Source organism: Streptomyces sp. NBC_01428, from assembly GCF_036231965.1.
Taxonomy (GTDB): domain Bacteria; phylum Actinomycetota; class Actinomycetes; order Streptomycetales; family Streptomycetaceae; genus Streptomyces.
This window is the reverse complement of record NZ_CP109499.1, coordinates 348,001-372,585: the sequence shown is the minus strand read 5'-3', so window position 1 is coordinate 372,585 and position 24,585 is coordinate 348,001. Positions and strand designations below refer to the sequence as shown.

Sequence of the window (24,585 nt, the reverse complement as noted above, 5' to 3'; positions counted from 1 at the left end):
CGGCGTCGTGACGAACTCACCCGCGAGCACTGATGATGCCGGTGTCGCCATAGCCGCGGCGCACGCCGGTGCCGACGTGGTGCGCGCCCTGTACGGCCGACAGTTGTTCCGCGTGGACAAGGGTGGCGGAGATTTCGCGACGGCCGCCGACATCGAGGCCGAGAAGAGCATTCTCGGCGTCATTCGCGCCGCGAGGCCCGATGATGCCGTCCTCGGCGAAGAGGGCGGCCGGTACGGCGCCTCGCAGACCGCTCGCACGTGGCTGGTGGATCCCTTGTGCGGCACGCTGAACTACGCCGTCGGCACCACGCTGGTGGCGGTCAACGTGGCGCTGCGCGACGGGGCGGCCGCCGTGGCCGATCCGTTCAGCGGCGAGATCTTCCACACCGACGGCGAGACCGCCTGGGTACGGCACGACGGTGCCGACACCCCGTTGGCGCCCACGTCCGCGACACGGCTCGTGGAGGTGAACCTGGACCCGCCCTTCCCCAACGCCCCCGGCTTCCGAGCCGTCGACCTGCTGGCCAGACCCGACTTCGTCGAGGGGTTCCGGCCCCGGGTGGTGTCGACGACACTGGCGCTGGCCTGGGTCGCAGCCGGCAAGCGCGCCGCCTACATCACCGACGGGGGTGACCTCTCCGAGAGCGTGCACTTCGCCGCCGGCATCGCTCTCTGCCGGTCGGCCGGCTGCGTCGTCACCGGAATCGACGGCGCCCCCGTGGGCCGCACACGCCGAGGCCTCCTAGCCTCCGCCGATCCCGAGACCCACGCACAGCTGATGTCGATGATCCTGGACGGGGGGCGGCAGTGAGGCCAGGGGGTTGGCGTGCGTGAACCTCGCCTTCATGATCGCCCTGTTGCGGACGACTGCCACCTTTGTGAGTAGCCTTCGCGCAACGGGCCGCCGATCGACCGCAGAAGCTCGTCCACGGCGGACGCCAACTGAGTCGGGTCCGCGCGTTCAGCCACTGCTTGGTGGCCGTCAAGGAGCTTGGTGCCCAGCTCCGGGTCGGCCTCGACGAGCCGCCGCGGTAGCCACTTGCCGATTCCCGTCCAGGAATCTTGGCGGGCCGTGAGGAGTTCGGCAGCCTCCCGAAGCGCGTGGTCGGCGACGGCAAGCTGCTCGTGGCGGTTCGAGCTCGAAGAGTCGACGAGGTCGTCGAAGTAGCAGGTGAGCACGTAACGACCGTGACGCCATTGCTCCGTGGTCAGGGGTGGTGGCCCCAGCTTGATGATCTCTTCCGCCATCCGACGGGCGCGGGCGACATGACCGCGCGGGTCGGTCAGGGTTGCCCCACGGGCGTAGAGGAAGACCACAGTCGCTCGACGACGCGCACGGTCCCATTGGAAGAACTCGGCCAGATCTTCGACTGAGTTGAGGAACAGTTCCACGAGGCGTCCTTCGTGACGCAGGACTTCTCGGCCGCTTCGAGCGGAATCCGGGACCAGAACCCCGATGTCGAGGTCGCTGGTCGGAGTCGAACGACCTTGCGCAGCCGAACCGCCGAGCACGGCCCCGAGTGCGTGGGGGAGTAGTTCGGCCACCATGCGGGCGGCATGGGTGGACGCAGCCTCTTGATCAGTCATGGATGTGCATCGTGCCAGTGCGGCGAACGCACGCGGGGCCTGTCGGCCGAACAGGATCGCCCCTGCCCCTGCCCCTGCCCCTGCCCTCGTCCCCGCCCCTGCCCCTGCGCCTGGCCGTCAGTTGGCCGGCCGCAGCGCGCGGTCCGTCGACGAGAGCGGCGCCGTCGGCTCGGCCCCCAGGGACCGACACCGGCTGTCCGGGCTCCGGCCGTGCCCGGCACCTCAAGGCGACTCCAGCCGTCCCAGCCAGTTCGTTAGGACGGTTTCGAGGGTCGTGGTCTCGTCGGGGTCGAGGGCGCTCAGCAGGCGGTGCTCGTTGTGGATGTGGTCGGTGAAGGCGCGGTCGAAGAGTTCCTTGCCCGCCGTGGTCAGGGCGACGACTCGGCCCCTGCCGTCGTCGGCGGCGCGGCGGCGGGTGACCAGGCCCGAGCGCTCCAGTCGGTCGATGCGCTTGGTCATGGCGCCGGTCGTGACCATCGTGTGGGCTGCCAGTTCTCCCGGCGCTCGTTCGTAGGGCTCGCCGGCCCGGCGGAGAGCCGCCAGGACGTCGAAGTCGCCCTCGCCCAGTCCGTAGCGGCGGTAGACGACGGACAGCTCCTCCGTGAGCAGCGCGGCCAGGCGGTGCAGGCGGCCGATGACGGCCTGAGGGGCGACATCGAGGTCGGGTCGTTCACGACGCCAGGCGGCTTGGATGCGGGCTACATGGTCGGGCGCTTCGGGGCTGTCGTCTTCCACGACGCCACTATATCTTCTGAGGAAGCTATAATGGCTTCCATGGAAGGTAATCTTCGGTGGATAGCCCTGACCGCGGTGGCTCCCGTCGCCTGGGGTGCCAACTACTACGTCACGCGTGAGTTCCTGCCCGCTGGGCAGCCCCTCTGGGGCGCCGCGCTGCGCGCTCTGCCCGCCGGATGCCTGCTGCTCGCCATCGCCCGGGAGCGACCGCGGGGCGCGTGGTGGGGCCGGTCCGCGGTCCTGGGGCTGCTGAACACCAGCGCGTTCTTCGTCCTCGTCTACGTGGCCTCGCAGACGCTCCCCACCAGTACGGCCTCGATGGTCATGGCGCTCTCGCCGCTCGTGCTGATGCTGGGCGCATGGGCTCTGCTCGCGGAGCGGCCACGCGGTGCCCAACTCGTCGCGGCGGCCGTCGGCCTCGGAGGGGTCGCTCTGATGCTGGGCGGTCCCGGCGCCGAGGTCCGGCCGGTGGGCGTCCTCGCTTCGGTGGCTGCCCTGCTCGTCTCCGCCGTCGGATTCCTGTTGAGCAAGCGATGGGATCCGGGGCCGAACGTCCTGTCGGTCACGGCGTGGCAGCTCACCTTCGGTGGTCTCCTCCTCGTGGCCTTCGCCGCAGCGACGGAGGGCGCGCCCCCTTCTACGGGGCCTGCCGCCCTCGCCGCCTACGCCTACACCTCCGTGATCGCCACGGCTCTGGCCTTCGTCGCCTGGTTCACCGGCCTGCGGCGCCTGCCCGCGGCCACCGTGGGCCTCGTGGGCCTGCTCAATCCGGTCACCGGCGTCCTGCTCGGCGTCACCATGGCCGGGGACGCGCTGACGGCACCGCAGGCGACGGGCATGGCGCTCGTCCTCGCCGCCGTGCTAGGCGGTCGCACGACAGGCCGCGATGTCCGACGCGCGGCAGGGTCCTCGGATGCGCCGCCGGTGGACGGAGCGGTCCCCGGCGATCGATCACCAAAGTCCACCGCCACCGGTACTCCCACCGCCACCCCCACTGCCGCTGCCACCGGCCCGACCGGGGGCGGTCGGTGATCGCGTCGCTGCCCCGGGCGCGTCCCTGACTCGGTCTCCCCGCCGCCCGGTTGACCCGCTGCGCGAGCCTCCGCCGGCATGCGGCGGATACCGGCCCGGGGTATCGTCGAGCCCGCGCTCGTGCGAGCGCGCATCCGAACGACGCGGGGAGAGGGACCGGGCGTGGCAGGCGACGGACAGCGGAACAGGCGAGGCGGCATGCGGCTGTTCACCCTGTGCGCGGTCCTGCTCGGCCTCTTCTTCATGCACGGAGCGCCGGCGAGCGCCGCCGACGGATGCCACGGTGCGACGTCGGCCGGATCGATGGCCGAGCCTCACGACCTCGTCGCCGTGCCATCGACAGGCGCCGAGCCTGCGATGGCGATGCACTCCGCCGTGACACCGACGTCGACAAGGGCAGCGGCTCACCAGGCTTCCGAGGTGACCGGGACGCGCGGGACCCCATGCGTCTCGACGCCCGTTCGCGACCGGATGCCCCTGCCGACGGGCAGCCTGCCGGCCCTCGTCGCCGTACTGGCCGCCGCCCTCCTGGCCCAGCCCGTGTTCCTCGGGCCGATGGGACGGCGCGGCCTACCCCCGCCGGGCGGGCGAAGCCTCCTGCTCCAGGTGTGCATCGCGCGGACCTGAGAGGACCGAGCCGGCCTCCGGACTCCCGGAGCCGGCGACGTGTCCTGCTCACTCCCGCGCGCCCGCCCGGCGTGGTGCGCCCACGCGGAAAGACCGACTCCATGTTCACAGCCCGTCCCGCCGTACGCCGACGCGCCCTCGTGGCACCCGGAACGGCCGTCGCCCTGGCCCTCGTCCTCGCGGCCTGCGGCTCTTCCGGCGACCCCTCCTCGATGCCGGGGATGGACCATGGCGCCACAGCGTCCACGTCCCCAGCGGCGAGCGGCTCGCCCTCGAAGGACTCGCCCTCGAAGGGCCACATGCCCGGCATGGACCACATGGCCGGCGGCAACGGCCTCGCGAGCGCCAAGGACGGCTACCGGCTCGGCAGCCCGAACGCGACCCTGGCCGCCGGTGAGCGGACCGCCTACCGCTTCACCGTCACCGGCCCGGACGCGAAGCCCGTCACCGCCTTCGCCCTCGACCAGACCAAGCGCATGCACTTCTACGCCATCCGCACCGACCTGACCGGCTTCCAGCACCTCCACCCCACCATGGCGGCCGACGGCACCTGGACGGCCGATCTCTCCGCCCTCGCGCCCGGATCCTGGCGGATGTTCGCCTCGTTCACGCCCGACGGCGGCGCCGGCAAGGGCACGGCGTTCGTCCTCAGCCGCGCCGTCACCGTCCCCGGAACCGAGAAGCGAACTCCCGTCCCGGCGGCGGCCGCCAGAGCCCGCGTCGACGGATACACCGTCACGGTCCAGGGTGAGCCGATGGCCGGCATGTCCCACCCGTTGACGGTCACCGTCACCAAGGACGGCAGGCCCATCACCACACTGCAGCCCTACCTCGACACCTACGCCCACCTGACCGCGTTCCACGAGGGCGACACCGCGTTCGCCCACCTGCACCCCACGACCCGCGTCGACGGTGACCACGGCGGCCCGAAGCTGGCCTTCGACGCCGAACTGCCGACAGCCGGCAACTGGCGGCTGTTCCTGCAGTTCCGGGCCGGCGGGGAGCTGCACACCGCGGCTCTGACCCTCAAGGTCGGCTGACATCGGCGCCGGGGTACCGTCACAAGGCGGTACCCCGGCGCCTTCCTCACCGCGACCGTCGGTCCCCGACGGCCTGCACCGGCGCGAGGGGGACCTCGTCGAGCGGATCCCCGCCGTACAGGTCCTGGACCCAGTTGTCCTGGTAGATGGTGTCGAGGTAGCGCTCCCCGAGGTCCGGCGCGACGGCCACCGCGGTGAGTTCCTGCGGCCTGTGGTCGGCCAGCCAGCCGATCGAGCCGCTCACCACGGTGCCGGTGGAGCCGCCGAAGAGGAAGCCCTGACGGGCCAGGCGACGGCAGGTACGTATGGTGTCGGCCTCCTCGACCCGGACGACCTCGTCGACGTAGGACTCGTCCAGCAGCGGCGGGCGCATGCTCATGCCCAGCCCCGGGATCATGCGGCGGCCGGGGGTGCCGCCGAACGCCACCGAGCCGACACTGTCCACGGCGATGATCCGAACGGGCCGGTCATGGTCCCGGAAGTAGCGTGCGCAGCCCATCAGCGTGCCGGTGGTCCCCGCGCCGACGAACAGCACGTCGAGTTCCGGGAAGGCGCGGGCGATCTCCGGTGCCGTGGTGCGGTAGTGCGCTCTCCAGTTGGCCTCGTTGGTGTACTGGCTGAGCCAGACGCACCGGTCGTCGGCGGCGCACATGCGCCGGACGTGGTCCAGGCGTGCGCCGAGGAGCCCGCCGTTGGTCTCCTGGCCGGAGACGACGTGCACCTCGCTGCCCAGCACCTCCATCATCAGCCGGGTCGCCAGGTTGCAGCGGGAGTCCGTGACGCAGACGAACCGGTAGCCCTTGCTCGCCGCGATCATGCTCAGCGCCACACCGAGATTGCCGGACGAGGACTCGACGAGGATGGAGTCGGCGGTGAGGGATCCGTCGCGTTCGGCCGACGCCACCATCTCGGCGGCGGCCTTGAGTTTGATCGAGCCCGCGAAGTTGAACCCCTCGCACTTGAGGAGCAGCGAGTGCCCGAAGATCGACTCCAGGTCGACGTAGAGCTCCTCCTCATTGAAGGCTTGAGGAACGGAGATGACCGACATGACGAGCTCCTCTTCGGTGTCGTGCTGGTTGCGGGGGCCGGATGCGGCTCGGTGCGGGCTCTTCTCGTGGTGCACCGGCCTGCACGGTCTCCCTATCCGTAGCGGCCTCGTTCGTGGAAGAAGTCGTCGACGATCCGCAGTTCGCCGGAGCGGGCCACCTGGTCGTAGACGTAGCTCCCGACCGCGAGGTCGAGCACGCCGAGGCCGAACGGCGAGAACACCACGGGGCGGTCCGCCGGGACACGCACCCGGTCCGCCATCACGTCGCTCAGCGTGCCGTGGACGAAGTCCCGGTCTCCCGTGAGCTGTTCGGTCAGATGGGGCGAGGTGGCGGCCCTCAGGCAGTGTTCGACGTCGTCCACGATGTTGGTCGAGGCCAGCAGGACCTGGGGTGCGAGATCCCGCAACGACACATGCAGCACCACGGGGTTGTGGTCGAACCACGCCGGGTCGCCGACATGCGGCTCGCCGGCCACTGTCGCGAAGACGATCAGATCGGCGGCACGGATCAGGTCCTCGGGCCGCCGGTGCACGGTGACCCGGGCGGTCTCGCCGGACCGCTCCGCGTACGCGCGGAACCCGTCGGTGCTCTCGGCCGAGACGTCGTACAGCCCCAGGTCGTCGAACGACCAGCCCGCGCCCTGCAGGAAGGTGTGGATGTAGCGGGCGATCAGTCCCGTTCCGAAGAACCCCACGCTGGTGGGCGTCGGACGGTCGCGGCTGAGGCGGTCGGCGGCCGACGCCGCGGAGGCCGCGGTCCGGGTCGCGCTGATGATGGAACTCTCCAGGCAGGCGAACGGGTAGCCGGTGGCCGGGTCGTTGAGGATCAGGACGGCGGAGGCCCGGGGCGTCCCGGACCGCACGTTCTCCGGGAAACTGGAGATCCACTTCAGCCCGTCCACCGGCGACTCGCCGCCGAGCGAGGCGGGCAGGGCGATCATCCGGGAGGAGGGACGGTCCGGGAAGCGGAGGAAGGATGAGGGAGGGTTGACGGTCTCGCCGGCCCCGTGCAGCCGGTAGGTGGCCTCGACCACCTCGACGATCTCCTTCTCGCGACCGGCCAGGGCGCGCCGCACCTGGCCGCCCGGGATCACCGCGAACGGTGGCACGGTGGCCTCGGCGGCGCCGTCCACGAGGGCGGACGGTGCGGGTCCGGTGTTCATCGCGACCCCGATTCGATCGTGGGAGGGGCGTCGAGGTGTGTTGGCGAGGCCATCGCCACGACGACGCTTCGGGGTCCCTCATAGGGCTCCCTGCTGTGCGCCGTGCGGACGTTGTCGACGGCGAGGAGGTCTCCGGCCTGCCACGGTGTACGGACGGTGTGGTCCTCGTAGGCCGCGTTGACGAGCCTGACGACGTCCTCGCCGAGGGGCTCCCCGTCGCCGTGGAACGTGTTGAAGGGCAGACCGTCGGTGCCGTACTCCTCGACCAGGTACTCGCGCACCTCGGGGGCGAGCGTCCACTCGTTCAGGAAGGCGACCTGGTTGAACCAGCAGCGCCGTCCGTCGACCGGATGGCGCACCACCGCCCGGCGGCGCTGCGCGGTGCGCAGACTGCCGTCGGGCTGCCAGGCCCAACTGATGTCCTGGGAGCGGCAGTAGGCCTCGACGACATCCCTGTCGGTTGTGCCGAACGCTTCGGTGAGGGTCGCCCCGATCTCGTCGTTGTAGGTACGCGTGAGCAGCCATCCGTCGCGCTCGAAGCGATTGACGAGATCACCGGGCAGCGCGTCGAGAACGGCAGCGGCGTCGGCGACGCAGGTCGCTCCGCCGACGGTGGGCTCGGACAGGCAGGCGAAGAGCAGCAGGCCAGGGGGATCGAGGGTGTAACTCAGCTCGTGGTGCATGCACATGGGCTGGTTCGGCGGCCACGGTGAGGCGGAGTACAGACCCGGGCCGTACGTCTCCCGAGCGGCGAAGGTCTCCTTCTCCGCCATGGGTTGCACTCCGAGTCGATCCAGGACGGCCGCCACGTCGGTCGTGTCGTGCAGCGCCAGCCCTCGGATCACGACCGCTCCGTGCTCGGCGAGCGCGGACGCGAGCCCCTCCCGGGATGCGGCCGCCCAGCCGGCCGGGTCGTCGGTGTCCCGGACCCGCAGCAGCGCGGGCCGACCGGGCTCCAGTTCCAGGCCGAGCGGTGAGATGGTCGATTCGATGGAAGGCATGTCGCTCCTTGCGTTGCGATCGGTTCAGGGCGTGGAACGCCGGTCGACCAGCGCGGCCAGATCGGTGAGGACGGGGTGGCGGACAAGGTCCTTGAGCGTGACCTCGCGGTCCAGGGAGACGGCCACCCTGACGGCTGACAGCGAGGTCCCGCCACGGCCGAAGAAGTCGTCGCTCCGTCCCACACGGCCGGGCGGGACCCCGAGAACCTCGGCCCAGACCGCGGCGAGGCGCCGCTCCGTCGGCGTGCGGGGCGTGTCGTTCCCGAGCCCGCCACCGGGATCGGACTCGGCTGCGAAAGCGGTCAGTTGACTCCGGTCGATCTTCCCGTTGCCGGTGAGCGGCAAGGACTCCCGACGGCTGAAGGCGGACGGAACCATGTACGCGGGCAGGATGTGCCCCAACTCCGCCTGGATACGGGCGGGATCCAGTGGGCGCGGCCCCGTGTAGAAGGCGTGCAGGTGCCGGCCGCCCTCCGCCCTCTCGGCGACCACCACGGCCGCGTCGTGCACGCCGGGTACGCGCAGCAGACCTTCCTCGACGTCACCGATCTCGATCCGGAATCCGCGCACCTTGACCTGGCTGTCCCGGCGGCCCAGGAACTCCAGTTGCCCGTCGGGCAGCCAGCGCCCGTAGTCCCCTCCGAGATGGAGCCGCTCGCCCGCCCGATGGGGATCGGGCAGGAAGACCGCCCCTGTTCGCTCGGGATCGTTGATGTATCCGCGTCCGACACAGACCCCGGAGAAGGCGATGGCGCCGGGTGCGCCGAGCGGGACCGGGGCGAGGTGCTCGTCGACGAGATAGAGGCGCACGTTGTTGATCGGACGGCCGAGGGGCACCGCGTCGCCCTCCGGAACGCCGTCCAGGACCGCGTGGTTGGTGTCGTCCGACGTCTCGGTCAGCCCGTAGGCGTTGACGAGCCGGACACCGGGGCGGGCCTTGAACCAGCGCTCGACGAGATCCGTCTTCACCGCCTCGCCCGTGACCGACACGCAGCGCAGATCGGGCAGTTCACGCGGGTTCCGCTCCAGGAAGGAGAGAACCGCGTCGAGATAGGAGGGCACCACCTGGAGCACGCCTGCTCTGCCGTCGACCAGTGTGTCGAGGAACCGTCGGACGTCGAGGACGGCCTCCTGCTCGACCAGCAGGGTGCGCCCACCGACGAGGGGCGCGGACAGCAGTTGCCACAAGGAGATGTCGAAGCACTGCGGCGCCGTCTGAGCGACCACGTCGCCCTCGCCGATCCCCAAGTCGTCGATCTTCGCGTAGAGATGGTTCAGCAGTCCGGCGTGTTCACACATCGCGCCCTTGGGTTCGCCGGTGGAGCCCGAGGTGAAGAAGACGTACGCGAGATCGCCGGGCCGCACGGGGACGCCTGGACCGCTGTCTTCGCCCCTCTGCTCGCAGAGTCGGTCGACGAACAACGTCCTTGTTCCCGGCAGGTGGTGGTCCGGCGCGCTGTCGAGGGCGGCGGTGCTGCCGGATGCGGTGAGGACCAGCGTGCAGTCGGCGCGCTGCAGCATGCCGGTGACGCGTTCTGCCGGGAAGTGCGGCTCGACGGGCAGGTAGGCGCCGCCGGCCTTGAGGATGCCGATGACGCCGGCCATCCACTCCAGGTTGCGTTCGGTCAGTACGGCGACGACTTCCTGCCGGTGGAGTCCGGCGTCGAGGAGGGCGTGGGCGACCCGGTTGGCATGGCCGTCGAGTTCCCGGTAGGTCCACAGGCGGTCGCCCTGCACGGCCGCGACGGCGTCCGGACGCGTCCGCGCCTGCTCCTCGAACAGCTCGTGGCAGCGCTGGTCGGGCAGTTGACGGTCGGGCCCGGCGAGGCCGTCGACCTGGTGGCGGAGTTCGTCGTCCGCCAACAGGCTCTGCCGGCCGTGCGCCGCATCCGGGTCCGCCGCGATATGGCTGAGCGCGGTGAGGTGGTAGCCGCCGATCCTGTCGGCGGCCTCCGCGTCGAGGACGTCGGTCCGGTACCGGATCCGGATGACGAAGCGGCCGTCGCGCCGCGGGAAGGCCACGTTCAGTACGGGGTTCACGGCGGCGGTGACGCTGCCCGCCGGATCGAACACGGTCTCAGGAACGAGGCGGGGCAGGTCCAGTTCCGCGCGGAGTGCCTCGACCGGGAACCGTTGATGGGCCAGCAGCTCCGCTTCGGCGGCGTGTGTGTGCAGGAGCAGGCTCCGCCACGACACGGCGTCGGTCGACAGACGGCAGAGCAGCGGCTCCGTACGTGCACCGAGGAGGTATCCGGTGGTCACGGCGGACTCCCCGGACAGGGCGGCGAGAACCTTGGCGTGGGCCGCCAGCAGCACCGCCGTGACGGACACGCCGGCCGAAGTCGCCAGACGGTCCAACTCCCCGACGAGAGCGTCGGGGACGGCCGTCTCGGCCACCGCGGTCCCGGGCACCGGAGTGCGCGTCCACCGGGGCACGGAGGTGGCCCCACCCGCGGTGAGTACGTCGCGCCAGTACTCCGCGCCGGACCGTACGGACCCGTTCATCGTGACGCCTCCTCGTCCGTGGACCCGCCCGGGCGGATCTGGTGGGCCGGATTACCGCCCCACCAGGCGTGCGGGGGGACCGATTCGCCCTTCATCAGGAAGGAGTCGGGGGCGAGCACCGCGTCGTCGCCGACGGTCACGCCGTAGTGCACGAACGCACCGACGCCGAGGGTGCAGCGCGAACCCAGCCGGGACCGGTCGGACTTGAAGGTGCCGTCCTCCTGCGAGTGGCACTGGACGACACTGCCCGCGTTCAGGGTGGCGTCGTCCCCGATGCTGACCATCGTGCGTTCGGTCAGGTAGCAGCCGTCGTCGAAGACCCGGCGCCCGATCCGGACGCCCAGCAGACGCCAGACCAGACTCTTGAAGGGGGTTCCGTTGAAGACCTGGAGGTACGTCTCCGAAGGCACCTTCCAGAAGCGCTCACGCCGCCAGAAGCGACGGTCGTAGATCGAGCAGAACAGCGGGCCCGGCGGGTGGAGGGCCGTGACCGCGCGCTCCACGAGAACGAAGTACACGGCGCTGACGACCACGACGAGGATGTTGCCGAGCGCGATGGCCTCGGCCCCGATCGAGGTGTACAGCTCGGCGGCTCCCGACACGACCATGGTGACCACGAAGGCGTAGAACCAACGCGCCAGCAGGTAGAGGATCATGGAGGTCGCGTTGTGCCGGTTCTTGGCGGCGAGGCCACTGCGCAGCGCCTCACCCTCGTACATCGGGTCGAAGCTGCTGTCGCGTCGGACCGAGCGCGGAATCTCGAAGCTGGGTGAGCCGAGGAGGCCGACGTCCCGCCGGATCTCCCCGTCGACAGGGACCATGACCTTGGTGGCCAGCAGGCAGTTGTCCCCGGTCCGTCCCCGCGCGGGGTAGGCGATCCGGTTGCCCAGGAAGTTGCGCGCTCCGATGGTGGCCCGGGACACCCGGAACGAGGTGCTGGAGAACTCCGCGTTGTTGATGGACAGTCCGTCGGCGACCATCGTCCCCGTTCCGACCGAACTCAGGTACGGCGTCTCGTGTTTGACCTCGGTGCCGAAGTTTGAGCCGGTCTGCTCGACGGGGGTCAGGTGGTAGCCGAGGAGGCGGAGGTAGGGCACGATCCCGGAGCTGTCCCCGAACAGCCTGGTCAGGAAGCGCCGGTTGGTGAGCAGGGTGATCGCGCGATGCACTCCGTAGTGGAAGCCGTAGAGCGGATAGACCCGGTCCGGCTGGATGGTCCGGCTCAGCAGCCGGGGAACGGTCGCGAGCAGCAGGAACCCGAGCGGAGTGATCACGAAGAGCAGGAGAAAGGAGACGGCCAGGGCATCGCGGTAGAACGCCCAGGTCGTGAGGACCGTGGGTCCCGGTTCCAGTACGGCCGACAGCTGGGGTGCCTCGGCGAGGAGGATGCCGATCCCGCCGACGGCCAGCGGCAGATACACCAGCAGCGCGCTCAGCAACTGGGTGATGCTGTGGATCGACCTGCGCACGGTGCCGCAGGCGGCCGACGCCACCACCTCGTACGGCACCTCGGTGCGCAACGCCGGCGATCCGTGCCAGTGCTCGCCGGCCGGCACCGCCTGACCGCTGTGCAGCGAGGACGCATGGGCGAGCCGCGCCCCGTCGCCCAGTGAGGTCCCGATGTCGAGCACCGACGCTTCGGCGACGACCGTGTCCTTCCCCAGGGTCACGGTGCCCGTCTCGATCAGACCGTCGCGGGCGCGGTAGCAGGCGAAGAAGGAGTCCTTGCGGATGACGGCGGAGTCCCCGACGGTGAGCAGGTCGGTACAGAGCGGCACGTTGCGGGAGAAGATCGCGACACCGGACCCGATGTGCGCGCCCAGCGCTCGGAGGTAGAACGTGTAGAGCGGCGAACCGACGAACAGGACCAGCGGATCCGAGCGGACGAGCGTCTTCACGATCCAGAGCCGGAAGTACGCCAGGCTCCAGATGCGGATCCGCTGCGGGTGCCAGCGTCCGATCAGCACCCACTTGACCGCGACGGGCAGAGCGGACAGTCCCAGAAAGACGGCCGCGCCGAAGACCACGGAGCGCAGGTACACATCCGGCAGACCCGACCCGGCGGAGATCCATGCGTAGCCGCGGACGCTGATGAAGGCGATGATGCCCGAGTACGCGACGAACGCCAGGAGTTGCAGCGCCCCGCACACCAGGTACCTGGCCTTCCCTGTGGGAGAGGCCGGGGGAGGAGCGGCCGGAGCGGAGTGCGGTGACTCCGTGATCGTGGCGGGAACGGGTGCGGCCATCGCGACCGCCAGAGCCCCGACGGTGGGGTGCGCGTACACGTCCTTCATGGACACCCGTCCCAGGCCCGCGTGTTTCCTGACCCGGGCGCAGAAGTGGGCCATCACCAGGGAGTCGGCCCCCAGGTCGTTGAAGAAGTGACGGTCGGTCTCCACCTGGTCGAGGTGCATGACGTCCGCGAGCACCCGCGCCAGCGCTTCCTCGGTGCCCTCGGCGCAGGGGCCGGGCACCGTGGCCTCGGTCACGGCACTCCGGGGGCTCTGGGGCAAGGTGCCGACCGGCTTTCCCGTCATGGGAACTCCCTGAGAAGGATTCGATGCGACGTCGACGACCCTGGAGCGGCCCGGGCCGGAGGTGCTGTCCTCCGCACGGCCGGGGACTCGGGTCGGGCGGACGTACGACGCGTGGAACCGTGGGCGCGGACCGTGATCCCTCGGCGGTCGGGTGCCTCTGTGCCGAATGCACCCGGTGCCGATCCCACGCGGACGTTCTACGAGGTATTCGAGACCGACGGGGGGATGGATGGACCCGGTGCGAAGAAATGTGGGATGTGCACCGCCGCTGCACCGACGGCAGGCGCTCGCACGACTCCGGACGCTCGCCCCCGGCTCCCTCGGCAGGCGCACTCGCGGCCCTTGCGCAACATAAGGTTGCGGATCTCCGGCTCGACGCTTAGGGTTACATGCAACTGATGGTTGCATGTTGGAGGTCCTGGTGGAGTTCGGAAAGCTGGAGCGTGAGATCCATGTCGACGCGCCACCGGAGATCGTCTTCGAGGTGGTGAGCCGGCCCGAGCACATCAAGATGTGGTGGTCCGACGAAGCCGCGTTCGAGCCGGAGCCCGGCACGTTCGGCGAACTCGTGTGGGGCGACCGCACCGCGGTTGAATCGATCGCCGTGGTGGACGTGGACCCGCCTCACAGGTTCGCCTTCCGCTGGGTCGCCCCCGCCGCGGAGCTGCCCGACGCGGACAACTCCCTCCTGGTCACCTTCGAGCTCGAACCCTCCGGCGACGGCACGATCCTGCGTCTGACCGAGAGCGGCTGGCGCGAGAGGGGCTGGGAGGCCGCCGTACTCGAAGAGGCCTTCCACGACCACGAGCGCGGCTGGGACATGTTCCTGCCCAGGCTGCTGGGCTACGCGCCGTCCGTGGAGCTGTGATGTCGGCCGCCGTCGACGACGAACTCTGGTCCGCGATCGGCGACCCGATCAGGCGTCGACTGCTCGACCTGCTGCTCGCGGAGGGCTTCGGAACGCCGACCAGCCTCAGCGACCGTCTCCCGATCACGCGCCAGGCGGTCACCAAGCACCTGGGGGTCCTCGATCGCGCGGGCCTCGTGCACGCGACACCGATCGGCCGCGAACGGCGGTACGAGGTCGACGAGACACAGCTCGCCCGCGCCGTCCGACAACTGAACGAGGTCGGCAGGACCTGGGACGCCCGGCTCGACCGCATCAAGCGCATCGCGGAGGAGATCCAGCGGCAGCGGAGCGAGTGACCGGCCGCCGTCCGCCGGAGGCGACGACAGCCTCCATCAGTCAGAAGTATCGATCACCTTGGGAGAGCGCCATGACTCTGCTGCTCGCTGACAAGAACGCTGTGATCCACGGAGGCGGGGGCGCCATCGGCGGCGCCGTCGCGCGGGTGTTCGCCCGGGAAGGCGCGAGGGTCTTCATCGCCGGACGCACTCAGGGGAAGCTCGACACCGTGGCCCGTGACATCGCCGCGGCGGGCGGGCGGGTCGAGACCGCGCAGGTCGACGTGTTCGACGAAGCGGCGGTCGAGAAGCACGCCGAGTCGGTCGCGGCGACAGCCGGAAGCATCGACATCGCCCTCAACGCCGTCAGCGTCCTGCACGACCAGGGGACGCTCCTGGCGGACCTCTCGGTCGAGGAGTTCATGCGGCCGGTCGACGGCTTTCTGCGAGCGCTGTTCATCACGAGCAAGGCCGTGGCACGGCACATGGGAGGGGAACGTCCCGGCGTCATCCTGACGTTGTCCGAGCCGGGATCGAAACTGGCTGCGGGCGGCATCCTGGGCCACAGCGTCAGCGCCGCGGGCAAGGAGGCATTCTCCCGCGTGCTCGCCGCGGAACTGGCACCCCACAACATCCGGGTGGTCTGCATCCGCCCCCACGCCGTCGTCGACGCACCGGCGGCCGGCTCCTACACCAAGGACCTCTTCAAGCCGATGGCCGCAGCCGCCGGACAGTCCGTCCAGGAAATGCTCGACGACGGGGGAATGGCGCAGGGAACGCTCCTCAAGAGGCTGCCGACGCTCTCCGAGATCGCCGAGACGGCCGCCTTCCTGGCCTCGGACCGAGCCGGAGCCATGACGGGCACCGTCGCCAACCTGTCCGCGGGGGCACTCGTCGACTGACGCCCGCAGGACGGCCTCATCGGTGGCTCGCCCACCGATGAGGCCGCCCGGTGCGCACGGTCACGACAGAATCTCGACGTACCCGTCCGTCCCGTGTACGCGGATGCGCCGCCCGTCCTCGATCAGGCGGGTGGCCCGGTCCACCCCCACGACCGCCGGCAGGCCGTACTCACGCGCGATCACCGCGCCGTGGGTCATCTGGCCGCCCACCTCCGTCACCAGGCCTGCGATGCCGACGAACAGCGGTGACCAGCTGGGGTCCGTGAAGGTCGTCACCAGGATGTCGCCCGCTTCGAGGTCGGCCTCCGCCATGTCGAGGATGACGCGGGCCCGTCCCTCGACGGTCCCGGCGGACACCGGCAGACCCGTCAGAGCGCCGGGCGGCACGTCGTCGCGCCGGTACGCCCCGGTGACGGCCTCGCCGTCCGACGTGAGCACGCGGGGCGGAGTGAGCCTTTCGTACGAGCGGAACGCGTCCTTGCGCCGCTGGACGAGCCGTTGATCCACCTGGTGCGAGCGCGCGACAGCGTGGAACTCCTGGAACGTGAGGTAGAAGCTGTCCTCCGGTTCAGGAAGAACGCCGGCCTGCACGAGGCGCTCGGCCTCCTCCATCAGGGCCGTCTTGTAGACGAAGTAGCGCGCGATGATGCCGTACTTCGGGTACTCCCGGTACCCGATGAAGGTCCGCACTCGGTCGATCATCCGCTTGGTCTCGTCGGCCATCCGGTCCCCGTCGGGCAGGGCCCGCAGGCGAGCCAGCACGTCCTGCTCCTTCTCCCGGGCCTTGCGCCGTCCCTGCTCGAAGCGCCGCTCCGCCGCGCCCGGCTCGAAGAGCCTGACGTTGTCCAGGATCACGGGCACCAGCGTGCTGGGACGCTCGCGCCACCGTGGCCGCGTGATGTCGATCTCGCCCACGCAGCGCATCCCGTACCGGTCGAGATAGGCCTCGATGGCGTCGCGTGCCTCGGCCCCGCCCGTCAGCTTCGCCAGCTCGTCCAGGAATCCCTCGTCCTGAACGCCCTCCAGGAAGGCCACCACTTCCGGGTGCGGGCGGATCACGTCCGCGACGTCCAGCAGCGCCAGCCCCATCTCCGACGTGATGTTGTCCGGGGCGGACAGCGTGAGCGTGTCCGCCGCGTTCTTCTCGCCCAGCCACTCCCGCAACTGGTCGTTGAGCCACCACGTGGCCTCCATCCCCGCCATGATCGCCTGAATGCTCAGCGGATCACTGAGGACGCGTTTGTGCTCCTCGAACGCCTCCAGCAGGAAGTCGAACAGTGCGGGTCCGGTCTTGCTCCGGATGTCGTGCTCAAGAGCGGCGATGGACGTCCGGCTGCGCTCGATCAACTCGGTGACGACGGCCGGATCCGTCTCGATCGGGTCGGCCGCGCCGCGCCCGGGTAGCCCGCCGGGGCCCGCGTCGGGGAGTGACGGGACGAAGCCGTCCTGGGCGAGAACGGTCTCCAGAGCGTCCCTGACCAGCGGATCACCTTTCCCCATCAGGTCCAGGAGGCCGGCCCGGCTCGCGGGCGACGCCAGGCGCCGGGCGACATCGACGAACAGTCGCCCGCCGGCCGCGTGCATCGGCGCCATGGCCGTCAGCTGCCACATGGACAGCCCCAGCGGCTTCATCGCGTCGGTCATCATCTGCTGATGGCCGACGGAGACGTAGACGTGGTTCTCCTGGTCGTCGCTCTCCGGGATGGGGAACAGCGTCGTGATCGGCCGGCTCTGAACGATCTGGAAGCCGTCGTCGACCAGGCACCACTCGATGTCCTGAGGGCGCCCGAAGTGCGCTTCGATCCGCCGGCCGACCTCCGCGAGCCGCACCGCCTGAGCGTCCGTCAGCGCCGGCTGCTCCTGCCGCTGCGCGTCGACGGCCACCTCCCGAGTACCGCCGGCCGGCAGCGCGTGAACGGCACGCTGCTTGGCGGCGATCACCTTGGAGACGATCTCACCGTCTCGCACCTTGAAGACGTCCGGATTCACCAGCCCGGAGACCAGGGCCTCGCCCAGACCGAAGCCGGCGTCCACAGTGGCGACCTTCCGGTTGCCCGTGACGGGGTCCGCCGTGAACAGGACGCCGGCCGCGTGCGGGAAGACCATGCGCTGCACGACCACGGCCATGTGCACCGTGCGGTGGTCGATGCCGTTCCTCTGGCGGTAGGCCACGGCCCGCTCGGTGAACAGCGACGCCCAGCACCGGCTGACGTGCTGGAGGACGGCCGTCACTCCCATGACGTTCAGGTAGGTGTCCTGCTGGCCCGCGAAGGAGGCCGTCGGCAGGTCCTCCGCCGTCGCGCTGGAGCGCACGGCGTAGGCAGCCTGTTCGCCGTGCCGGCCGAGCGCGCGGGTGATCGCCGCGGCGAGCTCCTCCGGGACGGCGACCTCTTCGATGGTCCGGCGAATCCGCGCGCTCAGCGTCCGGATGCCCTCGCGGTCGTCCGGGGCCGAGCGTGACAACCGATCGAGCTGATCGTCGAGCGACGAGGTTTCCGCCACGATCCGCCGGAAGGCCTCCGTCGTCACACAGAAACCGGCCGGGACACGGATGTCCTCGATCCGCGACAGCTCGCCCAGGTGTGCGCCCTTGCCGCCGACGACGGCGACCTGCGTCTCGTCGACCTCTTGAAGATCCAGCACGTACTGTTCAGTCACTGCGACACCTCCGAGGCGGCCGTGTTCCGTCGTGCCGCCATGGCCGACCGAATCACCGGCGCCTCCCACTCTCTCGAACCTCTTGTCGGACACGTCGTCATCCCTGGCCGCATTCCCTCTGACGAGTCACCCGGCCGCTCCGCCAGTCGGGCGGCACACACGGCACGGCTCTCGTTTCCGCAGGTGATGGCTTCGGCGGACGATTCTGCGCCACGACGGGGGCCTTGCCGCAAGCCCCCCGGTGCGCTATAAGTTGAGAGAGGCAAGGAGAGGGTTCTCTCCTTGCCTTCGCCATGTGCCGCCCCTTGGACCCGGCAGGACGCGCGTCCGGCCGGCCCGCCTCACGGGTAGTAGGGCGTGTACGTGATCGCCGAGACCTTGAGATAGCGCGCGCCGTCCGCCGTGGCCCAGGTCGAGGAGTCGGGGTTGCCCGGCCAGTCGCCGCCGACAGCGGTGTTGACGATGAAGTGCATCCCGACGCCGGCAGCGGTCGAGTACCACTTCGTTCCCTGGTAGGCACCGTCGACGGTGAAGTCGATGTGGTCGGGCCACCACGTGAACGAGTAGGTGTGGAAGCTGTTGGTCCATCCGCCGCTGTTGTTCACGGCCCACTGGGCCTGTGCGTTGCTGGTGTCGTGGAACGTCTGGTAGACGGTGTTGGGACTGGACCCCACGATCTCGGCGGCGTCGAACTCGGGCAGCCACGGGCTGAGGTAGGCGGCCCACACCGCGGGCAACAGCCCTTTTCCGTTGGGCATGTTCGCGGTGAAGCTGTACGTCCCGTAGCCGTAGAGCGCCTTGGATTCGACGCGGCCGGAGTAGTAGGTCCCGTTCCCCGCGTTGTAGGTCTTGATGACCAGTGTGCCGCCCTCGTACCAGACGCAGGCGGGCGTGTAGGTCTCGAGTTCGTTGTTGGCCGTCCATCGGCCGTTGATCGTGTTCCAGGAGTTGACGGTCTGCGGAGCGCCCCAGGTGCCGGCGTGCGCCGGGGGCTGGGTCAGGAGAACCAGCGCCAGGGCCGCGAACGCGGCGGCGACAAGTTTGGTCCTGGACAGGAGAGTTGATCGCATCGGAGCTCCGTTGCTCGGACGTCAGGAGGGTGGGAGCGGTCCCACTCCTGAAACGCACCGTAGAGCGATGTCGCGTACCTGACAATCCTTCGCGCGAAGGGGCTGCTCACGACAGTCGGCAGGGGGCCGTCCGGAGAGTCTCCGGGCGCCCCCCCCGCGGTGAGTCCGGTGGACGGTCAGACCCGTCGGTGGCTCTGGTAGTAGCCGCCCACCTGCTCGTGGTACCCGGCATCCTGAAGGTGCTTGTCCTTGTCGAACTCGGGGGATCCCTTGATCTGTTCCTGAGTGAGATCGACGTAGACCCTGTGTTCGAGAAGGTCGACGGTCTTGACGGTTCCGGCGGGCAGGAGAACGTGCTTGCCGAAGATCCATACGCCGGTATCGACCACGATGTAGGAGGAGTTGACCTCGTCGGAGTGCTTGTCGATCTTCCCGATGCTGCCGTCGGTTGCCTCGACATGCCACCCGGTCAGGTCCGTTCCTGCGATGAAACCGGCGGTCGGCTGATAGCCCCAGATGCTGTCACTCACAGTGCGACTCCCTCAACGACATTCATTTCCCGAGTGAGGCTGAGCCGTGGAGTTCCGACTCCGTGACGGCCTCTCAGGACAGCCGGGTGCCCGCGTCGCTCGACGGCACACGTTCCTCGGCGCGATGACGGCGACCTACCGCAGGGCCCGTGGTCCGGCCATGTCGCCCCTCGGCATGGAAGGTTCCGGCCGGAACGGGTTCGCGGGCCGTGATCCGATACGTGGCCTGTGCCGCGGTGGGTGCGGGGTCCGACTGGGCGGGACGCAGGCCGGAGGGCGGCGGGGTTCACTGTTCGGCGAGCAGGGCGGGCAGTTCGCGCATGTCGTGGAAGATGACGGTGCCTGGGCCCGCGAGGTCCTCGGCCGGAGTGAGTCCGCCGGCGTAACCGAAGGACCGCATGCCTGCGGCGCGGGCCGCGCGGACGCCCGGCCGGCTGTCCTCCACGACGACGCAGGCCGCGGGATCGACGCCCATGTGCTGTGCGGCATGCAGGAACAGGTCGGGCGCGGGCTTGCCGTGGGCGACCTCGGCGGCACTGTAGATCCGGCCCGCGAAGCGTTCGTACAGCCCGGTACGGTCCAAGGTGTGTCTCATCTTGTCGTGCGAGCCGCTGGAGGCGACGCAGGTGGGGAGCGTGATCATGTCGAGTGCCTCCGGCAGCCCCTCGACCGGCAGAAGCTCGGCGTCCACGGCCTCGCGATGACGCTCTTCGAACTGGGCCGACCATGCCGCGGCTGTCTCGTGACCCAGCTGAGCCGCCACTTGCTCGCGGATGGCGGCGTGTGAGCGCCCGATGAACCGTGCAACGACATCCTGGTGGGTGAGAGGCCAGCCAAGGGCGGCGCCGAGGGCGACCTGAACGCGTACCGCGATGCGTTCGCTGTCGACCAGCACGCCGTCGCAGTCGAATATCACCAGCTCGATCGGTTTGATCACCGCTGCAGCATAGGGCCAGGTGATCACGGGCTCCGAAGTTCCGGACGTATCGGGAAGCGCAGGCTCCGCTCGCCCTCAGCTCGCATGGAGGATCCGGAATCTGTCGAGTTCGGCGGGGTCGCGATCCGCGACCTGGATCGGCGTACCGCCCCACTGCCAGACGCTGATGCCCGGTGTGCGGGAGAACTGGATCAGTCCTCGGGTGCCCTCGACGGCAACGCGAGGCCAGGCGGCGGCGATGCGGTTCCGGTCCACGCCGTGAGTGCGCAGCATGTCGGCGAGGACGGTGACCGTGTCGTAGCCCTCGAAGGCGACGAAGGAAGGTGCTTGGGCCAGCCGCTCGACGAGGGCCTCTGCGACACGGGTGCCGAGTGGGGTGAGGTGCTCGGGCAGATAGCGGAGGAACGGGATCGCGGCGCCCTCGCTACCCAACAAGGTCTTCCAGTCGGCGAGTTCCGGTTGTCCGGCCGGAGCGCCGATCAGGATGTCGGCGAGGCGCTGATCGCGGCGGACGGCCTGGACGATGGACACCGCCGGGTCCGGGTGGCCGACCAGCAGCAGGAGAACCGTCGCCTCGTTCTCGACGAGTTTCTCGCACACGGCCAAGGGCGTCAGCGCGGTCATGTCGAGTTCGACGACGCTGCCCCCACGTGCGGTGACGTACTCGCGCAGAATGCGGGTCCCCGACGCCCAGTAGGCACTCGGCTGTGTTGCGACGGCGATGCGACCGTGCCCCGAACCGAGGAGGAAGTCCGCGTACAGCTGCCAGCCGCGGGACTGCGGCGGCGCGAGGCGTGCGACCCAGTCCGTGGGGTGTTCGGTGAGCGCGTCGAGAACCGCGGACGAGCAGAGGAACGGCACTCCGAGAGCGTCGGCTCTTGCGGCCGCGGTGCGCGCGACGACGCTGTGGTACTCCGCGGCCAAGGCGGCCACGCCAAGCCGATCCAGTTCGTCCACGGCGGCCGCGGCCCTTTGCGGATCCGCCGCGGTGTCGCGGACCACCAGTTCGAGTGACCTTCCGGCGATCCCGCCGCCTTCATTGACGTCACGGACGGCCAGTTCGAGTCCGGCGAGCAGGTGTCGGCCCGCCTCGGCCCAGCCGGGCCGGGTCAACGGCACGAGGGCACCGATCCTGACGGCTGATCGGTCAGGCCGATCCACCCCGACTGGCTCCCGCATACGCGGCCACCTCCCATGCATCCGGACGTGCAGCCTACCCACGTGCAGGCGTCCGGGTGCTCGCGGCAGCTGACCATGGGAACCCCTGTCCGTGGGGTGGGCGGACGCATGGGCGGGAGTGATGGGGGCAAGGCCCGAAGCATGACCACAACACTCGGCGCCTTCGTCCTCGGCACGCCCGATCCTCCCGCGCTGGCCGACTTCTACCGGACACTGCTCGGCTGGCAGGAGGTCCATCGCGCTCCGGAGTGGGTCCGGCTGAAAGCCCCGGAACGGGAACGCCCCGGCCTGAGCTTCCAGTTGGAGGTCGACCACACCCCTCCGACATGGCCCCAACGGCCGGGCACTCAGCAGATGCAGGCGCATCTGGACCTGCTGGTCGACGACCTGGAGGAGGAGACCGAGCGGGCCTGCGCCCTGGGAGCGACGTTGGAGGAACACCAGCCTCAGCAGGACGTACGGGTACTCCGCGATCCGCACGGCCATCTGTTCTGCCTGTTCCTTCCGGGTGCGTGACGGTCCTCGCCCCCCGGCGGGACGAATGCCCTGACGCGTGCGGTTGGCCTGGTGTAGAGATGAACCAGCGCCCCGAACCCGGGGCGTCGAGGCGCCGGCCTGTCCGACTGCGCGGGCGTCGTCGCCGAGAACTGCGCCACGGCTCACGATCACCGGCCGGGAGGCCCGCATGAAGGTACGGCTGCGTGACGTACGGGACAGTGACCTGCCCGTCTTCTTCACTCAGACGAACGATCCCGAAGGATGTCGTATGGCGGCGTTCACCGCCAAGGACCCGTCGGACGAGAGATGGTTCGAGGACCACTGGGCGCGGATCCGCCGAGATCCGGCGATCGTGATGCGCGCCGTCGTTGCCGATGACGGTGGTGACATCGATGACGCCGATATCCTCGGGCACGTCTCCGTGTTCGGACCGCCTGAGGAGCGCGAGGTCACGTACTGGATCGGACGGCACTACTGGGGCCGCGGGGTGGCCACCGCGGCGCTGCGGGCACTGCTCGGCATCGCGACGGAGCGGCCGGTGTACGCCCGCGCGGCGGCGGACAACCTCGCCTCGATCAAGGTCCTGACGAACTGCGGGTTCGTGCTCTCCGGCACCGGGCGGGGCTTCGCGAACGCCCGGGGGACCGAAATCGACGAAGTTCTCCTCACGTTGACCGACTGAGCGTGAACGTCCCCACCGGGGGGCGTCCGGACACCCTGGAGGTCACCGCAGCAGTACGGCCGTGAACGTATCGCGCCGAGCCGCGAGCCAGTCCTGTATCCGGTCCCAGCGCTCCCAACCGCCGCGCTCCGCCAGCGCTCGCACGTACACCGGGTCACCGTCGGCCACGCGCCGTGCGACGAAGGCCCGGCAGACCTCGGTGGCCTGTTCGACGGCGCCGGGCAACTCGCCGCGCTCCCGTGGGGAGAGGCCGTAGCTGTCGGCGAGGATCCGCAGTCGAACCGATGCGACGAGGCCCGGAGGGTAGAAGCCGGCGGCGGACTCGGGATCCACCATCGGGACCCAGTAGCGGGCCGTCATGGCGAGGTCCCAGAGCGGGCGCCCGGGCGCCGCCAGGTCGAAATCGATCAGCGCAGCGGCGTTGCCGTCACGGAAGACGACGTTGTCCGGGCACACGTCGTTGTGGCACAGCATCGTCCCTCCCTCCGGGTCGGCGAGATCGTCGGACCACGTGACGTGCGGATCGACCTCGACCGCCGCACTGCTCTTGTGCAGGCGCCGAAGCAGGCTTCCCACGGACGCGAGGGCGGCGTCCGTCATCACCCACCGGGGGTACGGGGGGAGCGCGACATCGCCCGGGACGAAGGTCAACTGCTCGCGCCCGTCCGTGGAGAGGCCGACCGGGGTCGGAGCCGCGTCGAAGCCGTGCTTCTTCAGCGCACGCAGGTAGGCGTGGAGCGCCACCGCGTTCGGCGGCGCCGGGCGTTCCACCAGCGCGCCCCGGCGGAAGACGGCGCCGGCGTTCGCCATCCCGCCGACCAGCGCTTCACGGTCTGCCGCCGCACCATCTGCCGTCATACGGGTCACGCTATCGCCGAGGGATCCGGGAGGGCCGCCGAAGGGCGACCGGCATGCCGTGGGATTGCGTTCTTGTACGTCGATGTCGTGCGGAGGGGTCGTGTCCGGACGGACCCGTGACACCTGTCATGCGAAATGCCGTACGCCGGGCACTGGGGGAGCCGGACGCCCTGGATCTACCTTCTTCTCATGACGAAAACAGCTGACAGCAAGCCGCAGAAGACCGACGTCAAGGTGAGCCTGATCGGCGGTCACCGGCTCAAGGGCGCGACGCTGCACGAGCGCACGCTCACGGCGTCCCTCATCGGAGGGGCCGACATCGACCTCACGGACATCGACATCCCTGACGGTGCCGAACTGCGCGTCACGAAGCTCAGCCTGATCGGCGGCGTCAGCCTCCGGGTCCGCCCCGACGTCGTCGTGGAGGTCCACGGCATCCGCCTCGGGGGAGTGAAGGACGACGGCCCGACCGAGCCCGGCGGGCCGACGGTCCGTATCGACGCCTGGGGGCTGCTCGGCGGAGTCACCGTCACCCGCGGCTGATCCGGCGGTGGCGCTCGGACGTACCACGGCAGATCGGCGGGGTTGCGAGCCCGGCCGGGCCGTCCCGCACCGGGGCTCCGCAGCACGTGGCCGGCCAGGGCGGGATGGACATCAACGCTCCCCGCGGTGAGACTGGACGCCCACAACACGTCAAGAATTCTGCCCGGTGACGGAGTCGGTGCGGGGCGCGTGCCCCCTCTCCGCGCCAGCACTGGACGGTTCCAGACGGCAACCCCGGGTCGGTCCGGTCGGGCACCGACGGCCCGGT

Annotated in this window: 23 protein-coding genes; 10 read left to right on the top strand and 13 right to left on the bottom strand. The window is 70.0% G+C overall.

Going from position 1 to position 24,585, the window contains the following annotated elements:
• Positions 1-7: 7 nt before the first annotated feature.
• Positions 8-811 carry an inositol monophosphatase family protein gene (locus tag OG406_RS01400; protein ID WP_329183389.1) on the top strand — a complete coding sequence of 268 codons (804 nt, stop codon included), beginning with the start codon at positions 8-10 and terminating at the stop codon, positions 809-811.
• Between the two features lie 32 nt (positions 812-843).
• Here the strand turns inward: OG406_RS01400 and OG406_RS01395 are convergent, their stop codons facing one another.
• Complete coding sequence (locus OG406_RS01395; RefSeq protein WP_329183387.1) at positions 844-1,587, bottom strand: nucleotidyltransferase domain-containing protein; 744 nt, start codon at positions 1,585-1,587, stop codon at positions 844-846.
• A 222-nt stretch (positions 1,588-1,809) separates the two neighbouring features.
• On the bottom strand, positions 1,810-2,322 hold the full coding sequence (locus OG406_RS01390; RefSeq protein WP_329183385.1) for a MarR family winged helix-turn-helix transcriptional regulator: 513 nt from the start codon (positions 2,320-2,322) through the stop codon (positions 1,810-1,812).
• Positions 2,323-2,361: 39 nt separating this feature from the next.
• Between OG406_RS01390 and OG406_RS01385 the strand changes: the two genes are divergently transcribed.
• The 3 genes from OG406_RS01385 (at position 2,362) to OG406_RS01375 (ending at position 5,021) form a co-directional block, all read left to right on the top strand.
• The gene (locus OG406_RS01385) at positions 2,362-3,354 is read left to right on the top strand and encodes a DMT family transporter (protein ID WP_329183383.1); all 993 of its coding nucleotides are present in this window, start codon (positions 2,362-2,364) and stop codon (positions 3,352-3,354) included.
• A gap of 162 nt (positions 3,355-3,516) precedes the next feature.
• A complete protein-coding gene (locus OG406_RS01380) occupies positions 3,517-3,981 on the top strand; it encodes a hypothetical protein (protein WP_329183381.1) in 465 nt (154 codons plus the stop codon).
• 101 nt (positions 3,982-4,082) lie between these two features.
• Positions 4,083-5,021, top strand: coding sequence for a hypothetical protein (locus OG406_RS01375; protein WP_329183380.1), 939 nt, complete (start codon positions 4,083-4,085; stop codon positions 5,019-5,021).
• 46 nt (positions 5,022-5,067) lie between these two features.
• Here OG406_RS01375 and sbnA read toward each other — a convergent pair whose 3' ends face one another.
• From sbnA to OG406_RS01350, 5 genes are all read right to left on the bottom strand, one after another.
• Complete coding sequence (gene sbnA / locus OG406_RS01370) at positions 5,068-6,069, bottom strand: 2,3-diaminopropionate biosynthesis protein SbnA (RefSeq protein WP_329183379.1); 1,002 nt, start codon at positions 6,067-6,069, stop codon at positions 5,068-5,070.
• 92 nt (positions 6,070-6,161) lie between these two features.
• A complete protein-coding gene (sbnB, locus tag OG406_RS01365; protein WP_329183377.1) occupies positions 6,162-7,232 on the bottom strand; it encodes a 2,3-diaminopropionate biosynthesis protein SbnB in 1,071 nt (356 codons plus the stop codon).
• Entirely contained in the window at positions 7,229-8,233 is a 1,005-nt protein-coding gene (locus tag OG406_RS01360; protein WP_329183376.1) for a TauD/TfdA family dioxygenase, read from the bottom strand. The genes sbnB and OG406_RS01360 overlap by 4 nt, the downstream gene beginning before the upstream one ends.
• A 24-nt stretch (positions 8,234-8,257) precedes the next feature.
• Positions 8,258-10,738 (bottom strand): non-ribosomal peptide synthetase, encoded by a 2,481-nt coding sequence (locus tag OG406_RS01355; protein ID WP_329183375.1) that lies wholly within the window; start codon positions 10,736-10,738, stop codon positions 8,258-8,260.
• Positions 10,735-13,275 carry a Pls/PosA family non-ribosomal peptide synthetase gene (locus OG406_RS01350; protein ID WP_329183373.1) on the bottom strand — a complete coding sequence of 847 codons (2,541 nt, stop codon included), beginning with the start codon at positions 13,273-13,275 and terminating at the stop codon, positions 10,735-10,737. The genes OG406_RS01355 and OG406_RS01350 overlap by 4 nt, the downstream gene beginning before the upstream one ends.
• Positions 13,276-13,681: 406 nt before the next feature.
• Here OG406_RS01350 and OG406_RS01345 point away from each other — a divergent pair, with 406 nt between their 5' ends.
• The 3 genes from OG406_RS01345 (at position 13,682) to OG406_RS01335 (ending at position 15,362) form a co-directional block, all read left to right on the top strand.
• Entirely contained in the window at positions 13,682-14,143 is a 462-nt protein-coding gene (locus tag OG406_RS01345; RefSeq protein ID WP_329183371.1) for an SRPBCC domain-containing protein, read from the top strand.
• Positions 14,143-14,481 carry an ArsR/SmtB family transcription factor gene (locus tag OG406_RS01340; protein WP_164375947.1) on the top strand — a complete coding sequence of 113 codons (339 nt, stop codon included), beginning with the start codon at positions 14,143-14,145 and terminating at the stop codon, positions 14,479-14,481. The genes OG406_RS01345 and OG406_RS01340 overlap by 1 nt, the downstream gene beginning before the upstream one ends.
• Positions 14,482-14,552: 71 nt before the next feature.
• Positions 14,553-15,362 carry an SDR family NAD(P)-dependent oxidoreductase gene (locus tag OG406_RS01335; RefSeq protein WP_329183367.1) on the top strand — a complete coding sequence of 270 codons (810 nt, stop codon included), beginning with the start codon at positions 14,553-14,555 and terminating at the stop codon, positions 15,360-15,362.
• A 60-nt stretch (positions 15,363-15,422) separates the two neighbouring features.
• On the opposite strand, the gene rph is transcribed toward OG406_RS01335, so the two are convergent.
• The 5 genes from rph to OG406_RS01310 all read right to left on the bottom strand — a co-directional run bounded on the left by rph (position 15,423) and on the right by OG406_RS01310 (position 21,736).
• A complete protein-coding gene (gene rph, locus OG406_RS01330) occupies positions 15,423-18,020 on the bottom strand; it encodes a rifamycin-inactivating phosphotransferase (protein ID WP_329183365.1) in 2,598 nt (865 codons plus the stop codon).
• Positions 18,021-18,361: 341 nt separating this feature from the next.
• Positions 18,362-19,090 (bottom strand): glycoside hydrolase family 16 protein, encoded by a 729-nt coding sequence (locus OG406_RS01325; RefSeq protein WP_329183363.1) that lies wholly within the window; start codon positions 19,088-19,090, stop codon positions 18,362-18,364.
• Positions 19,091-19,266: 176 nt separating this feature from the next.
• Entirely contained in the window at positions 19,267-19,620 is a 354-nt protein-coding gene (locus tag OG406_RS01320; RefSeq protein ID WP_164375951.1) for a PRC-barrel domain-containing protein, read from the bottom strand.
• A 286-nt stretch (positions 19,621-19,906) separates the two neighbouring features.
• Positions 19,907-20,557 (bottom strand): HAD family hydrolase, encoded by a 651-nt coding sequence (locus OG406_RS01315; protein WP_329190604.1) that lies wholly within the window; start codon positions 20,555-20,557, stop codon positions 19,907-19,909.
• A gap of 75 nt (positions 20,558-20,632) precedes the next feature.
• Positions 20,633-21,736 carry an ABC transporter substrate-binding protein gene (locus OG406_RS01310; RefSeq protein ID WP_329183359.1) on the bottom strand — a complete coding sequence of 368 codons (1,104 nt, stop codon included), beginning with the start codon at positions 21,734-21,736 and terminating at the stop codon, positions 20,633-20,635.
• A 141-nt stretch (positions 21,737-21,877) separates the two neighbouring features.
• On the opposite strand from OG406_RS01310, the gene OG406_RS01305 reads away from it, so the two are divergent.
• Together OG406_RS01305 and OG406_RS01300 are read left to right on the top strand one after the other, a co-directional pair.
• Positions 21,878-22,252 (top strand): VOC family protein, encoded by a 375-nt coding sequence (locus OG406_RS01305; protein ID WP_266850034.1) that lies wholly within the window; start codon positions 21,878-21,880, stop codon positions 22,250-22,252.
• 169 nt (positions 22,253-22,421) lie between these two features.
• The gene (locus OG406_RS01300; RefSeq protein ID WP_329183358.1) at positions 22,422-22,916 is read left to right on the top strand and encodes a GNAT family N-acetyltransferase; all 495 of its coding nucleotides are present in this window, start codon (positions 22,422-22,424) and stop codon (positions 22,914-22,916) included.
• A gap of 42 nt (positions 22,917-22,958) precedes the next feature.
• On the opposite strand, the gene OG406_RS01295 is transcribed toward OG406_RS01300, so the two are convergent.
• Positions 22,959-23,774, bottom strand: a complete 816-nt coding sequence (locus tag OG406_RS01295; RefSeq protein WP_329183355.1) for a phosphotransferase — start codon at positions 23,772-23,774, stop codon at positions 22,959-22,961.
• 189 nt (positions 23,775-23,963) lie between these two features.
• Here OG406_RS01295 and OG406_RS01290 point away from each other — a divergent pair, with 189 nt between their 5' ends.
• Positions 23,964-24,317, top strand: a complete 354-nt coding sequence (locus OG406_RS01290; RefSeq protein WP_329183354.1) for a hypothetical protein — start codon at positions 23,964-23,966, stop codon at positions 24,315-24,317.
• The last annotated feature ends 268 nt before the right edge of the window (positions 24,318-24,585 follow it).